13 protein-coding genes and 1 pseudogene are annotated in these 14,296 nt (G+C 72.4%); 8 read left to right on the top strand and 6 right to left on the bottom strand.

What is annotated here, in order from left to right; all coding sequences use genetic code 11:
• Positions 1 to 209 precede the first annotated feature (209 nt).
• Positions 210 to 1,154, top strand: coding sequence for a DUF389 domain-containing protein (locus ABT118_RS17240; RefSeq protein ID WP_350669336.1), 945 nt, complete (start codon positions 210 to 212; stop codon positions 1,152 to 1,154).
• Between the two features lie 8 nt (positions 1,155 to 1,162).
• Here the strand turns inward: ABT118_RS17240 and ABT118_RS17245 are convergent, their stop codons facing one another.
• Positions 1,163 to 1,768: a hypothetical protein gene (locus ABT118_RS17245; RefSeq protein ID WP_350669339.1), complete on the bottom strand. Its 606-nt coding sequence runs from the start codon at positions 1,766 to 1,768 to the stop codon at positions 1,163 to 1,165.
• Positions 1,769 to 1,965: 197 nt separating this feature from the next.
• Complete coding sequence (locus tag ABT118_RS17250) at positions 1,966 to 2,661, bottom strand: VC0807 family protein (RefSeq protein WP_350669340.1); 696 nt, start codon at positions 2,659 to 2,661, stop codon at positions 1,966 to 1,968.
• Positions 2,662 to 2,958: 297 nt separating this feature from the next.
• Here ABT118_RS17250 and ABT118_RS17255 point away from each other — a divergent pair, with 297 nt between their 5' ends.
• Positions 2,959 to 3,762 carry an NPP1 family protein gene (locus ABT118_RS17255; protein ID WP_350669341.1) on the top strand — a complete coding sequence of 268 codons (804 nt, stop codon included), beginning with the start codon at positions 2,959 to 2,961 and terminating at the stop codon, positions 3,760 to 3,762.
• Positions 3,763 to 3,836: 74 nt separating this feature from the next.
• Here the strand turns inward: ABT118_RS17255 and ABT118_RS17260 are convergent, their stop codons facing one another.
• Positions 3,837 to 4,046, bottom strand: coding sequence for a hypothetical protein (locus ABT118_RS17260; RefSeq protein ID WP_350669342.1), 210 nt, complete (start codon positions 4,044 to 4,046; stop codon positions 3,837 to 3,839).
• Positions 4,047 to 4,359: 313 nt separating this feature from the next.
• Between ABT118_RS17260 and ABT118_RS17265 the strand changes: the two genes are divergently transcribed.
• Complete coding sequence (locus ABT118_RS17265) at positions 4,360 to 6,357, top strand: TerD family protein (RefSeq protein WP_350669656.1); 1,998 nt, start codon at positions 4,360 to 4,362, stop codon at positions 6,355 to 6,357.
• Between the two features lie 68 nt (positions 6,358 to 6,425).
• Here the strand turns inward: ABT118_RS17265 and ABT118_RS17270 are convergent, their stop codons facing one another.
• Positions 6,426 to 7,469 carry a chitinase gene (locus tag ABT118_RS17270; RefSeq protein ID WP_350669658.1) on the bottom strand — a complete coding sequence of 348 codons (1,044 nt, stop codon included), beginning with the start codon at positions 7,467 to 7,469 and terminating at the stop codon, positions 6,426 to 6,428.
• Between the two features lie 192 nt (positions 7,470 to 7,661).
• Positions 7,662 to 8,222, bottom strand: a pseudogene (locus tag ABT118_RS17275) (carbohydrate binding domain-containing protein); the annotation flags it as partial.
• Between the two features lie 192 nt (positions 8,223 to 8,414).
• Here ABT118_RS17275 and ABT118_RS17280 point away from each other — a divergent pair.
• Complete coding sequence (locus ABT118_RS17280) at positions 8,415 to 9,674, top strand: NAD(P)/FAD-dependent oxidoreductase (RefSeq protein ID WP_350669344.1); 1,260 nt, start codon at positions 8,415 to 8,417, stop codon at positions 9,672 to 9,674.
• Positions 9,675 to 9,739: 65 nt separating this feature from the next.
• Positions 9,740 to 10,204 (top strand): GNAT family N-acetyltransferase, encoded by a 465-nt coding sequence (locus ABT118_RS17285; protein WP_350669345.1) that lies wholly within the window; start codon positions 9,740 to 9,742, stop codon positions 10,202 to 10,204.
• 291 nt (positions 10,205 to 10,495) lie between these two features.
• Here the strand turns inward: ABT118_RS17285 and ABT118_RS17290 are convergent, their stop codons facing one another.
• Positions 10,496 to 11,005: a mycothiol transferase gene (locus ABT118_RS17290; RefSeq protein ID WP_350669347.1), complete on the bottom strand. Its 510-nt coding sequence runs from the start codon at positions 11,003 to 11,005 to the stop codon at positions 10,496 to 10,498.
• A 180-nt stretch (positions 11,006 to 11,185) separates the two neighbouring features.
• Between ABT118_RS17290 and ABT118_RS17295 the strand changes: the two genes are divergently transcribed.
• The 3 genes from ABT118_RS17295 (at position 11,186) to ABT118_RS17305 (ending at position 14,296) form a co-directional block, all read left to right on the top strand.
• The gene (locus ABT118_RS17295; protein WP_350669348.1) at positions 11,186 to 11,734 is read left to right on the top strand and encodes an LURP-one-related/scramblase family protein; all 549 of its coding nucleotides are present in this window, start codon (positions 11,186 to 11,188) and stop codon (positions 11,732 to 11,734) included.
• 138 nt (positions 11,735 to 11,872) lie between these two features.
• On the top strand, positions 11,873 to 13,453 hold the full coding sequence (locus ABT118_RS17300; protein ID WP_350669350.1) for an aspartate:alanine exchanger family transporter: 1,581 nt from the start codon (positions 11,873 to 11,875) through the stop codon (positions 13,451 to 13,453).
• A gap of 234 nt (positions 13,454 to 13,687) precedes the next feature.
• Positions 13,688 to 14,296 carry a hypothetical protein gene (locus ABT118_RS17305; protein WP_350669352.1) on the top strand — a complete coding sequence of 203 codons (609 nt, stop codon included), beginning with the start codon at positions 13,688 to 13,690 and terminating at the stop codon, positions 14,294 to 14,296.

A 14,296-nucleotide genomic window follows, 5' to 3' on the forward strand; every position in this document is an offset into this window, starting at 1 on the left:
CTCCGAGCGGGCGACGTCTCCACCGGTGTGGCAACGGCCCGCCTCCCCCCACGGAGGCGGGCCGTCTGCTCGGTCTCGACCCTAGGTCGTGGACGCGTCCGCCACGGACTCCCCTGATGCCGCCTTGTCGTCCCCCGGGGGTGTTCTGACACTTCGTTGACGCTACGGCCGCACCGATACTTCGGGCCGTGCGTCGTTAGGGTGACGGGATGCTGCATCTACGACTGATCGTCCCGACCGACCTCCGCGACACCGTCCTCACCGCACTCGACAAGTGGGTCGGTGTCACGCACGTGGTGGTCCTGCCCGGTGCAGCCGTGCGGCCGACCGGGGACGTGGTGCTGTGCGATGTGGCGCGGGAGGCGGCCGACGAGGTGCTGGCCGGGCTGCGCGAGACCGGGCTGGCCGAGCACGGGGCGATCGACGTGCAGCAGCTGGAGCTCACCATCTCCGCGGCGGCCGACCGGGCCGAGGAGCAGGCTCCCGGCGAAGGGGCGGACGCGCTGGTCTGGGAGGCGGTCTCCGAGATCACCCACGAGGAGTCCACCCTCACCGGGGTCTACCTGGCGTTCATGGCCGTGGCCACCATGCTGGCCGCCTGCGGGGCGGTGCTGGACAGCGCGATCCTGGTCGTCGGCGCGATGGTGGTCGGTCCGGAGTTCGGCCCACTGGCCGGATTCTGTGTGGCACTCGTCCAGCGCAGGCCGCGCCCGGCCCTGCGCTCGCTCAACGCCCTGCTGGTCGGCTTCGCCGCCGCGATGCTGATCACAGTCGGGTTCTCACTGCTGATGGACGTCCTGGGCCAGTTCAGCCAGGCCCGGTTCGAGGCCGCCCGCCCGAACACCTCGTTCATCTGGCAGCCCGACGCGATGTCCTTCGTGGTTGCGTTCCTGGCCGGAGTTGCGGGCCTGCTCTCGCTCACCTCGGCCAGGGCCGGAGCCCTGGTCGGCGTGGCGATCTCCGTCACCACCGTCCCGGCCGCCGCCAACGCGGCCGTGGCGCTCGGCTACCGGGACTACGGCCAGGCGGCGGGATCCGCTGTCCAACTGCTCCTCAACCTGCTCGGCATCGCGATCGCCGGGGTGCTCACCCTGCTGGTGCAGCAGACGGCCTGGCGGATCATCCGGTCCAGGCCCCACCGGTTCCGGCACTGACGCCGCTGTCAGCGCTGCTTCGGGATCGGCAGCGCCTCGTGGTGGTGCCAGACGAGTGACCGGTCCTCCCGGCGGAGCTCGGCGGAGCCCCACTCCAGTCGGACCACCCCGTCCGCCAGCGAGCACGCGTAGGCGACCAGGACGAGCCTGGCGTCCCGGGCGAGGCGGGCCAGGTCCGCGTGCGGTTCGGGCTCGTCCGGGAGCTCGATGCCGAGGTCCAGCTCTCCCTGCCGGGAGTCGGGACCGTGCCTGCGGATGAGATCGGCGCGGAGACCCGACCGGCTGCGGAGTCTGGCCGTCGTCACGGGCACGTCCTTCTTCGCGTAGCGGATCGGATAGATGACGTGCCCGGCCAGCACGGCGACCGTTCTCGCCTGGAGCCGGACCAGCTCGACACCGGGCAGCTGCGAGAGACCGGCCGAGAGCTCCTCGTACTGCGCGGCGTAGAGCCCGTGTCCGTACGCTTCGAGCGTCTGGGTGCGGACGCCCTCGTGGCCGCCCTGGGCCCGCTCGTGGGCTCGGACCAGGCAGGCGGGCACGATCGCCGCGACGTCCGTGGCGACCGGGCCGAAGACGGTGCGCGCCCACGGGCTGGCAAAGCGTTGGCCGGACATACGGATCCCCCAAGTGGTCGCCCTGCGGTCGATCTGATGGTCCGACAGTCCGCTGATCGCCCGGCTCGGGCAAGGGCGCATCGAGGGATCTCACGATGCACGGCGTCGAGCCGGGCCACGGCAGGGAGCCGGTCGTCTCTCCCGTCACGTTGGCGGGGAGACGACCGGCTGGATGCGGTGTGCGGGCGACGCCGGGCTCAGGCGGCCTCGGTGCCGATCCGCTCGGCCATCCGTCCGGCGAAGACATTGCCGACGGCGATGCCGCAGGTGATGGCGGCGGCGAGCATCACCGGGCCGAGCCAGACCATGGTCTCGACCGGGAGGGTGTAGGCGCCGGCGACCTTGGCCGCGCACTCGGCGAGCAGTGCCGTACCCCAGACGAGCGAGAAGGTGCGCTCGTTGCGGCGGAAGCCCGCGTCGGTGGCGGAGAGCCGCTGCCAGGCCGCCAACCGGACCGCGCTGCCCTTGACCAGGAACGGCCGCAGTCCGGCGCTCATCACCGGCCGACCGAGCAGCGCCGAGACCAGGACCGCGCCGCCGATGACGCTGGAGACCGCACCGTCCTTCGCGATCATCAGCCGGGCGTCGCCCGCCACCGCCGACAGCGCGATCCCCACCACGTTGACGGTGAGCATCAGCAGGGCGAGCGAGTTCGCCGGACGCCGCCGCAGCAGGCCGGTCACCGTCCGCACGACCGGTACCGCACTGCCCAGCCCCAGCGAGGCGACCAGCCCCAGCCCGAGCACCGAGTGCGCCGCGAAGTACACCGCCAGCGGCAGCGCCACGTCCACGGCCAGCGGGACGAGAGCGGCGACCCGCGGGTCCACGGCGGCGGCGCGGTGGCCACTCTGCGGGTTGCTGGTCCGGGCCTTGGTGTTGGTGATGAGTGCCATCGCTGTATCCCCTGTCCGATGATTCCCCGGCGGCTCCCTGCTGCCTCATCGAGAATCCCGCGACCGGGCCGGCGTCCGGCAGTGCCGCCGGTGACGACATCGTCATGACGGATGTCACCACCGAGGGCGGGCCGGCGGCTCCGGACGCCACGGCCTTCCGCCCACGACACCCCAACTCCCCCGGCTCCTAAGGGGACTGATCCATGACCGACGCCGGCCCGTCCGCCGGACTTCACCTGCCGGGCGGGCCGCGCCCCTAAGCTCCTTCGACAGTGTCCACGACAAAAGGAGCCCGGCATGGCGATACCCGCGCAGCACCGCAAGGCCCCCCGCCTCGGCCGGCGGCTCGGCACGCTCCTCGGCACCGGCGTGCTGGTCCTGGCCCTCCCCGGATCCCTCGCCCACGCCGACTCGCTGCCCAACCTGCCGCAGCAGGCCGGGGGTTACGAGACCTCGTTCTCACCCGCGTACGACTACGACACGGACGGCTGCTACGCGGTCTCCGCCATCGCACCCGACGGCACGCTCAACCCCGGGCTCAAGACCAGCGGTGCGGTGAACGGGAGTTGCCACGACCAGTCCGACCTGGACCGGTCGCAGACCTACGCCCGCTCGAAGTGCAACAACGGCTGGTGCGCGATCGTCTACGCCAGCTACTTCGAGAAGGACCAGACGGTGAGCGGCTGCTGCGGCCACCGCCACGACTGGGAGCACGTCATCTCCTGGGTGGACCAGGCGTCCAACCGGGTCGAGTACCTGACGGTCACCCAGCACAGCGGCCAGACCACCTACCCGCGCTCCGCCGTGCGGTTCGACGGCGACCACCCCAAGGTGGTCTACCACAAGGACGGGCTCCCGGCCCTGACCCACCTGTTCCGCCTCGCCAACAGCAACGACGAGCCGCCGGAGAACCACTACCACTCCTGGCGCCGGCCCCCGATCGTGGACTGGAACGGCTGGCCGACCACCGCCCTCCGTGACCGCCTCAACAACGCCGACTTTGGCTCGGCCACCATCAAGACCACCGACAAGGACGACCGCTTCCGCAACCTCCTCAACGCGTCCAAGCCCGCGGGAATCGCCTTCGACCCCTGGGCCTGAGCCTGCCCGCCTGCCCCCGTACGGGCCCGGTGGTCCACCCCCGGGACGGGGTGGACCACCGAGCCCGGGGCGGGTCAGTGGGTGGCAGCGGCCGGTGGGGGCGCGGGGCAGGTGGCGGGCGTGGAGTCGTGGTGGCCGGCCAGCCAGAAGCCGGCCAGCAGACCGGTGACGGCGAGGACCTTGTGGCGGTTGCTCTTCCACCACGAGGGAGAACCGGCCGCCATGAAACGCAGCTGGGTGTAGTCCGGGTGCTCCCGGGGCGGTGCGTCCTTGAACATTCCCATGTCCGGCGAACCTCCTTCCACCTTCAGGGGGTTCATGACCATACGCCCTGCTCTGTCTTGATCGCAGGCCTTTATCCCGGCACCGGCAGCCACACCGGCACCAGCGGTCTCCCCGGGGCCGCCGCACTGACGGAGGATCACGATCCGGTTGCGTGCGTACAATCCCTCCATACCAGCGGCACATTCCCTGACGCCGGGCTAGGCTCCCCCCAGCCGCACGGCCCCGGGCCGATGGCGGAGGACTGACGATCAGTGAGACGGCTGCCCTGCTGCTGCGGGCTGCCCTGCCGGTGGGGGACATCAAGTGCACGAAATGGTCAAGGGCGCCAACGTCGGGTTGGCCGCGCTGGACGAGGACATCGACTCCCTCATCGTGAGCCTGGGCTGGAGCAGCCCCACCGGCGACGGCGACGCCGACGTCTCGGTGCTGCTGCTCACCGAGGAGGGCAAGGTCCGGAGCAACGCGGACTTCTTCTTCTACAACAACCCGACCGCCGAGGACGGCAGCGTGCAGCTGCTGGGCCAGGTGCCGGCCCAGACCGGCAGCGAGGACCGGATCCAGCTCGACCTGGCCGCCGTCCCCACCGACGTCGCGCGGGTGGTGATCGCCGCGAGCCGGCACGAACGGGCCGCCTTCGGCCAGTTGGACGACCTCCGGCTGGGGCTGTCCGACCGGACCGGCGAGCAGCTGCTCAGCTTCACGATCACGGACGCGAGCACGGAGAGCGCCTTCGTCTTCGGCGAGCTCTACCGGCGGAACCAGGAGTGGAAGTTCCGAGCCGTCGGACAGGGCTACGACACCGGACTGGCCGGGCTGGCCACCGACTTCGGCATCGAGATCGAGGAGTCCGAGGACAGCGCCGGGACCGCCTCCGCCCTCGACGAGCCGACCGCCGAGGAGCCGGCCGCGGATGCGTCGGCCGTCGATGCACCCGCCGCCGAGCCGGCTGCCGCCCCGGAGCCCGCCGCCGCAGCGGAGCCGACCGGGGCAGCAGCCCCGGAGCGGCGGCTGCGCACCGCCAAGAAGAAGGTCACGCTCCCCAAGGAGCCGAAGAAGTCGCTGGCGGAGAACGAGAGTTGGAGCTCGGCCCGGCTCTTCCCGGCCGGCACGCTGAAGAGCGACCGGGAGCGGGAGGTCAGGGCCACCTCGGTTCTGCTCTCGGTGATGGCGCAGGTGCCGGAGTTCGGCCGTCGGCTCACCGCCGCGTTCGGGGCCCCGGCCGGCCGGATGGAGACCTTCACCGAGGTCTCGCTCCCGCACGGCGACTCCCCGCGCCGCCCCGACGGGGTGATCCGGGTGGAGCGGGCGGGCCGGCTGTGGACGGCGCTGCTGGAGAGCAAGACGAACGGCAACCCGCTCAAGGCCGACCAGGTCCAGGCGTACATGGACATCGCCGCCCGCCGCGGGTACGAGGCGGTCATCACCCTCTCCAACGACGTCGCCCTGGAGGGCAGCCCGCTGGTGCCGGTGAAGATCGACGGCCGGCGCAAGCACAAGGTCGCGCTCTGCCACCTCTCCTGGGCCGAAGTCGCCTACCAGGCACAGATGTTGATCAGCCACGAGGGTGTGGTCAACCCGGCCCACGCCTGGCTGCTGCAGGAGCTGCTGCACTACCTCCAGCACGACAACTCCGGCTGCCACGGCTTCCAGAACATGGGCCCCGCCTGGGTCCCGGTCCGGAACGGGATAGACGACGAGACCCTCTCCCCGGGCGACGAGCGCGCCGTCCAGGTGGTGGAGAGCTGGGAGCGGCTGATCCGGCAGGTCTGCCTCCGCCTCGGCGGCGAGCTGGGCACCAAGGTGCTGCCGGTCCAGCGGACCCGGCGGGGCGAGGACCCGCGGGCCCGCCGGTCCGCACTGGCCGACGGCCTGTGCTCGGACGGACGGCTGCACGCGGAGATCCGGGCCGACCAGGCTCCGGGGAACATCTCCGTCGTGGCCGACCTCCGGGTCGGGAGGCTGCGCACCTCGATCGAGATCCCGGCCCCGGAGCAGGGGTACCCGTTGAGCTGGGCCAAGCGCCTGGTCCGCCAACTCGCCGACGCTCCGGCCGACCTGCACGTCGAGACGCTGACGGACGGCACCGCTCCCGGACCGCGCGGCACGCTGGAGAAGCTCCGTCCCGAGCCCGGCGACCTGCTGCCGAAGGACGCCTCCAAGGTGACCGGCTTCCGACTCTCGCTGTCGAAGAGCGTCGGCAGCACCCGCGGCAACGCCGAGTCCGGCTTCATCCGCAGCGTCGACGCCGCCGTCGAGAAGTTCCAGCACAGCGTGGTCGCCGCCCTCGCGCAGCGGCAGCCCCGGCAGTGACGCGGCCGAGGGCCCCGGGAGCGTCGAACGCTCCCGGGGCCCTCGGTCCTCATCGGTTCAGCGGGTGATCAACGGCCCTGGAGGGCCTTGACGTTGTCGCCGAAGGACCAGCCCTTGGAGCCGTCCCAGTTGATCGACCAGGTCATCAGGCCCTTCAGCTGGCCGCTGAAGGAGTTGTAGGCCTGGCTGACCAGGCTCGGCGCCATGTAGCCGCCGCCCGCGCCGGTCTGGGCCGGGAGGCCGGGCACCTGCTTGTCGTAGGGGACCTTGATGGTGGTGCCCTGGATGGTCAGGCCGTTGTTCAGGCAGGTGGTCTGGGCGGTGAAGCCCTGGACGGTGCCGGCCTGGTAGGAGTCGCCGGAGCAGCCGTACATGCTGCCGTTGTAGTACTGCATGTTCAGCCACCACAGGCGGCCGTTGTCGACGTACTTCTTGATGATCGGGAGGTAGGAGCCCCAGATCGAGCCGTAGGTGACGCTGCCGCCGGTGACGTACGCGGTCTCGGGGGCCATGGTCAGACCGAAGCCCGCAGGCATCTGGGCCAGCACGCCGTCGATGATGCGGATCAGGTTGGACTGGGAGGCGGACAGCGTGGTGATGCTGCCGCTGCCGGACAGGCCGGTCTCGATGTCGATGTCGATGCCGTCGAAGTTGTACTTCTTCAGGATCGGCACGACGGTGGCCACGAACTTGTCGGCGACGGTGCTGGAGCTCAGGTCGATGCCCGCGGCGGCGCCGCCGATCGACATCAGCAGCGTCGCGCCGGCGGCCTTGGCCTGGCACATCTCGGCGGGGGTGGAGACCTTGACGCCGGCGTCCATGCCGTCCTGCCACAGGACGGTGCCGTCGGAGAGGATCACCGGGAAGGCGGCGTTGATGACGTTGTAGCCGTGCGCGGCGATCCGGCTGTCCGTGATCGGGACCCAGCCCATGCCCGGGTGCACGCCGTTGGAGGCGCCGTCCCAGTTCTCCCAGTAGCCCTGCAGGACCTTGCCGGACGGCTTGGGCTTGGTGGCGCAGGTGTCACCCGGCGAGGTGGTCGACGGGGAGGGGCTGGCCGAGGGGCTGGTCGACGGGCTGCTCGACGGGCTCGCGGACGGCGAGGGGCTCACCGACGGGCTCGCGGACGGGGACGGGCTCACCGAGGTCGACGGCGACGGCGACGCGCTGGTGGACGGCGAGGGGCTGCTGCCGCCCGGGCCGGTGAGCGAGACGTCGTCCGCGTAGTACGCGGGCTGCCCGTACCAGCCGTGCAGGTAGACGGTCACCGAGGTGGTGCTCGCCCCGGTGGTGAACCCGACGCTGAGCTGGCTGTACGACGCGCTGTTCGGCGTCCAGGTGGACTGGGCGCCGGAGAGGCCGGTGCCGGTGGCACCCAGGTAGACGTAGCTGCCCTGGACGTAAGCGCTCAGCGTGTACTGGGAGTTGGGCTGCACGCTGATGGTCTGGGTGCACTGCGCGTTGTCCGAGCCGGCCGGCGTGGCCTTGAGCGCACCGGTGCCCGCGTGGACCGGGCTGCTGACGGCCGCACCGGATCCACCGGAACAGGTCCAGCCGGAGAGTCCGCTCTCGAAGCCGGGGTTGGCCACCAGGTTGGGCGCGGCGGCCCCGGCCGTGACGGAGCCGACGGCGACGATGCCGGCGCCCAGGACGGCGGCGAAGCTCACCCCGGCGATGGAGCGGCGCAGGACACTCGGCCCGTGCGGGGCCCGGTCGGCGTGCAGTGCGCGTTCCACGGTGGCCCGGTGCGGGCGCTGGTCGTGCGGCCTTCGACGGAACATGAAGTGCTCCATTTCCCGCCGAGCGCCATGGGGTTGACCGGCGCGTGGGGGCGTGACGCCCGGCTTGGGGTGAGGTGGGGACATGTGGGGATGTGCCGAACCGGATCGTAGGAGGGGCCGCCGGGCCCGTCAATAGGTCTGGACCATTGGCAGATCCGGGCCAGGTCCCGGCCCCGGCCCGGGACCGCCACTATTGACAGTTCGTCACATTGCTGACGCAGTAGCACTGCACCACTCCCACCAACCGGCAGCACGCCCGAAGGGGGCGATCAGCGCATGACCAAGCCTGAGAGCGCGGGAGACGGTTACGACGTCGTCATCAGCGGAGCCAGCCTGGCCGGCAGTGCCGCGGCGATCCTGCTCGCCCGGCGCGGCGCCCGCGTCGCACTGCTGGAGCGCCGCTCGGACCCGGAGGCGTACAAGGTGCTCTGCACCCACTCCCTCACCGCCAACGCCTACCCGGTGCTGGCCGAGCTCGGCCTCGTCCCCGCCCTGGAACAGGCCGGCGCCGTGCTCAACCGGGCCCGCTGGCACACCCGTTGGGGCTGGATCGAGCCCCGGCCCGAGCCGGGCGGCCCCGAGCTGCCGTACGCGTACAACGTGCGGCGCAGCACCCTCGACCCGTTGATCAGGTCCCGGGCGGCGGAGACTCCCGGCGTCGATCTGCTGCTCGGCCACCAGGTGACCGGGCTGGTGCAGGAGGCCGGCCGGACGGTGGGCGTGCGTGCGTCGACCCCGGGCGGCGAGCGCGAGCTCCGGGCCCGCCTGGTGGTCGGCGCCGACGGCAAGGACTCGGCCGTGGCGAAGTACGCCGGGGTGCCCACCCGGCAGGACCGGAACGGGCGGTTCAGCTACTTCGCGCACTTCCGCGGTCTTCCGCTGCCCGGCGGGGTCGCCCGGGCCTGGTTCCTCGAACCCGACATGGCGTACGCGTTCCCGAACGACGACGGGGTGACGGTGCTGGCGGTGCTCCCGGAGAAGAAGTGGCTGCCGGCCTTCCGGGAGGACCTGGAGGGCAGCTTCCTCGCGTTCGTCCGCGCCCTGCCCGAGGCACCGCCGATCGACTCCGCCGAGCGCGTCTCGAAGATCATCGGGATGGTCGACTACCCGCTGCACAACCGCAGGCCGACCGCGCCGGGCCTCGCGCTCATCGGCGACGCCGCCCTCACCAGCGACCCGCTGTGGGGCGTGGGATGCGGGTGGGCGCTGCAGTCCGCGCAGTGGCTGGCGGAGGCGGTCGCCCCGGCCGCGACCGGTCGGGGCGACCTGGACCGGTCACTTGCGGCGTACGCCCGCAGGCACCGGCGGCTGCTCGGCCACCACCGGCTGGCCACCGACCACGCCAAGGCCGGTCCGTTCAACCCCTTGCAGCGGCTGATGTTCGCGGCGGCGGCGCGCGACGCGGCGATGGCGCGGCACATGCACCTGTACGCGTCCCGCCTGATCGGTCCGCTGCGGTTCCTGAACCCGGTGGCCCTGGCCAGGGCTTCGGCTGTCAACCTCCGGCACCGCGGGGCGGGGCCGGGCGGCCGTTGAGCCCTCCGGTGCCGAGCGGGGCCGGAGCCGGAAAAGCAGTTGCGGTGCGTTCATAGGGTGCAGCCATGCCCTCTCTCCTCCGCCTTGCCGAGATCACCCCCGACAACCTCGACGCCGCCGTCGCCCTGACGGTCCGTCCGGACCAGGAGCACCTGGTCGAGCCGGTGGTGAAGTCCCTCGCCGAGGCCTACGTGCACCCGGGCGTGGCGTGGCCGCGGCTGATCCTGGACGGCGACCGGGCCGTGGGGTTCCTGATGGCCTTCCTGGAGATCGACTGGGACGGCAAGGGCACCGACTTCCGCTCCGGCCTCTGGCGCCTCAACATCGCGGCCGGCGAACAGGGCCGGGGCTACGGCCGCTTCGCGGTGCAGGCCGTGGCCGAGGAGATCCGGCGCCGGGGCGGCACCCGCCTGGTGGTCACCTGGCACCCCGGCCCCGACGGCCCGGAGGGCTTCTACCTCGGGCTCGGCTTCCGGCCGACCGGCGAGCTGAGCGGAGGCCAGACGGTCGCCGTGCTGGAACTGGACTGATCCGCGCGGAGCACGGCGCCGCCACCGGGGCTGCCTCCGGCGGGTGGGGCGCGGGAGCCTCCGACCGGCGCGCTTGAGGAGGCACAGGCCGGTCGTGGGCTCCCGCACCCCCGCAGGGGTACGGCTCCCGGCGGTCCGGCAGTGGACCGCCCGGAGCCGCGCCGCGGATCTCGAACGGATCTGCGGGTGCGGCCCTGGAAGAGATTCAACCCGGCGGCGCACCGGCGGGGCATTGGTCCCGCACACCAGCCGGAGCCCCGTCCCCTGGGTGATCGGACAGCCCGGGACGTTTCAGCGCCGCCGCAGCACACCCCGGACGAAGGCCGCCTGGCCGGCGTGCTGGAGGCTGTCGGAGACCACACTGACCAGCCGCACGCCCAGCGACACCGGCGGCGTCCAGCTCTCGTCCACGATCCGGTCGAGCGCGGGGCCGCCGAGCCCGCGCAGGTACGCCAGGGTGTGCTCGTGCACGGCGTCGTAGTACCCCGTGAGCAGCCGCCCGGACTCCACCCGGACCGCGGCGACGTCACGGGCGGTGTGCCCGTAGCCGGTGGCACCGACCGGGAACGGCAGGCCGAACCGCTCGTGCCAGCCACCGGCCGTCCACAGCTGCTCGGTGCCCGCGACGTCGGCCACGTGGTCGTCCTGAATCCGGGTCAGGTGCCAGATCAGCCAGGCCACCGAGTTGGCCTGCGGGTCGAGCCGCGCCACCAGCTCCTCGGGCCCGAGCCCGGCCACCGCCTCGTGGACGACCTCCCGCACCCGGCCGAACGCATCGACGAGCAGACCGGCACCGTTCACTGCGGAGCTCCTTCCCAGGCAGACCGTGAGTACGCCACCCCAGTAAAGCCGGGCGCCGCCGTCACCACCACAGCCCTCGGTACCGCACTGACCCGCGCGCACCCCGGATGCCGGCACAGCGCGCGGCCTGATCCGATCGGCGGTAGGAAGGCGGGAACCGCCGAGGAGAGGACACCGACGATGTTCGACGAACGACGGGCCCGTCATCGGGCCAACGACGCCTTCGACAACGGCGAAGGCGTCACCCGCTACCGGATGCAGCAGAAGATGATCTCCATCGGCAACGACTACTGGATCGACGACGAGGCGGGCGAGCACGTCTACAAGGTCAACGGGAAGGCGCTGCGGATGCGCCGGACGTACGCCATCGAGGACCGCGACGGCCACCGGGTCGCCAAGGTGCAGGGCCGGCCGCTGCGGATCAAGGACTCGATGGAGATCGAGGACGCGGACGGGAAGCGGATCGCGCTGGTCAAGAAGGCCCTGATCGGCCCGCTGCGGGACCGCTGGCGGATCAAGCAGGAGGACGGCGGCGACCTCTCGGTGCACGGCAACATCGTCGACCACGAGTACACGATCGAACGGGACGGCATCAAGGTCGCCGAGGTCTCGAAGAAGTGGTTCCGGGTGCGCGACACCTACGGGCTGAACATCGGGCCCGGCGCCGACCACGCCACGGTGCTGGCCGCCGCGATCGCGATCGACGCCATGGCGCACCCCGGCGACTGACGCGCGCGGCGCCGGGCGGGTGCGCTGGTGGCAGGCGGCCGACGGCGGTGCTGCCGGTGCCCCGTCCGGGCGACGGGGTTGCGCCGAATGTCCCAAGGGGCTTGGTCCGGGGCACGCCTGCGTGGCTGAGTGGGTGCCATGTGGCAGTTCTTCGCCGATCACCCGTGGGTGACGGTCTTCGCGGTGATCGCGGCAGGTTCCCTGCTCGGCCTGGCCCGGCTCGGTCCGATCCGGCTGGGCGCCGCCGGTGTGCTGTTCGTCGGCCTGCTGGTCGGAGCGCTCGATCCGGACATCGGCCCCGCCGTGCCCGCCGGGGTGTCCGTGCTCGGGCTCGCCCTGTACGTCTACACCGTGGGCCTGGAGTCCGGGCCCGCGTTCTTCCGTGAGCTGAGACCCGAACTCGCGGTCATGGCCGGGGCGGTGGTCTCCCTGGTGGTCACCGCTGTGGCGGTCGGCCTGCTGGGGAACCGGGTCTTCGGGATCAGCGGACCGTACCTGGCGGGCGGCTTCGCCGGGATCAGCACCACCACCCCGGGGCTGGCGGCGGCGCAGGCGGCCTCCGCCGACCCCGCGCAGCCGGCCGTCGGGTACGCCATCGGCTACCCGCTGGCGGTGGTGGTCACCATCCTGTTCATCGCCGGGCTCGCCGCCGTCCGCTCGTGGCCGGGGCGGCGCGATCCGGGCGAGGACCTGCCGCGCCGCCTGGAGACCGTGACGGTGGCCGTCCGCAACGGCGCCGACTGGGCGGACGTACCCGGCGCGGCCCAGGGCCGGGTGCTGGCCAGCGTCGTGCAACGGGCGGGCGGGCAGCCGGAGGTGGCGTCCGGGGTGGGGCGGCTGGCGCCCGGTGACCGGGTGGTCGTGGTGGGCGGCCCCGACCAGGTACGGGCCGCCGTCGCCGCCCTCGGCGACCTGGCCGACGAGCACCTGCTGGACCGCCGCGACCGGATCGACTACCGCCGGGTGCTGCTCACCAACCCGGATCTGGCCGGACGCACGGTGGCCGACCTCGATCTGGCCGACCGCTTCGGCGCGCTGGTCTCGCGGGTCCGGCGCGGCGACCGGGAACTGCTGGCGCAGAACGACCTGCGCCTCCAACTCGACGACCGCGTCCGGGTGGTGATGCCGCGCGAACGTTCCGACGAGGTCAGCCGGTACCTCGGTGACACCGAGGCCAAGGTCAGCGAGGTCGACGCCATCAGCGTCGGCATCGGCCTCGCGCTGGGCTTCCTGATCGGGATCCCCAGCCTGACCGTCGGCTCGGCCACCCTCTCGCTCGGAACTGCGGCCGGGCCCCTGCTGATGGCGATGTTCCTCGGCTGGCTGCGCCGCACCGGGCCGCTGGTGTGGACGCTGCCCACCCGGGCGAACCTGACCCTGCGCCAGATCGGCCTGCTGCTCTTCCTGGCGTGCGTCGGCCTGACCTCGGGCTACGCCTTCCGGCAGAACGCGTTCTCGCTGTTCGGTCTGAAGCTGCTGGTGGTCCTGCTGATCAGCGCGCTGCTGAGCTACGCGTTGATGGTCCTGGCGGCGCGCCTGCTGGGCCAGAGCCGGCCCCGGACGATGGGCCTGCTGGCCGGCTACGTGGGGAACCCGGCGATCACCGCGTACGCCAACACCCGCTCCTCGGACGCCCGGGTGAACACGGGCTACTCGACCTTGTTCGCCCTGGCGATCCTGGTGAAGATCGTCTGCATCCAGCTGATCGTGGGCCTGTGACGAGGACGGCCGAGAACGAGCGGACCCTGGGGGCACCGTGCCGGCCGATCCGGAGGTGGACCGAACGGCCTGATTCACGCCGATCACCGGACAGGGCGGGAGCACGGGTCCATACTGACGGCACGTGGCGACGCATCCGTCCGAATTCGCGGCGTCGCAACGGGGGTTGATGCCGCAACGGGGGGTTGGCGCACACTCATGACGACTGCGGAACCGTCCGGAAGCGCCGGATTCATGGGGCAGTGGCGGGCCGACGCGGAACGCCGCCGGCTCGCGCGGGCACTGGCCGAGCTGGTGGTGGCCGAGGTCGCCCCGCAGGAGCTGCCGCTGTTCGAGCGGCGGGCCCGGAGCCACTTCCGTCCCCGGCTGCGGCGCCGCAGGCCCTTGTCCATCGACATCGTGGGGCTGGCGACCGACGTGGTCACACCCGCAGCGCTGTCGGCGGCGGCCGGAGTGTTCGGGACGATGTCGGCCCAGTGGATGAGCCGGCTGGCCTCGCGCCTGGCGAACCGGGTGCCGCGGCGTCGACAGCAGGCCGAGGCGGAGCCGCCCGAGCCCGCCGCACCGGCCCTGCCGCCGGCGGAAGCGGCGCCCGCACCGACCGCGGCGGAGCTGGTCCGCTGGCGGGCGGCGGCCCTGTCGGGCGCCCTGCGCCACGTGTCCGACCGCCAGCGGGCGGAACAGATCGCCGACTCCGTCCTGGCCGAGCTGGTCCGCGTGCTGGCCGCAGGTGCCTCGGAGGTAGCGGCCCTCGGCCCCAATGAGCCCACTCCGGGCGGAGGCGGCGGCCCGGCCGGGGACCCGGCCGGAGACGGGAGCGGTCCGGCGGCGGACGGGGGCTGA

The organism is Kitasatospora sp. NPDC002040 (genome assembly GCF_040296785.1).
In the GTDB taxonomy this organism is placed as follows: Bacteria; Actinomycetota; Actinomycetes; order Streptomycetales; family Streptomycetaceae; genus Kitasatospora.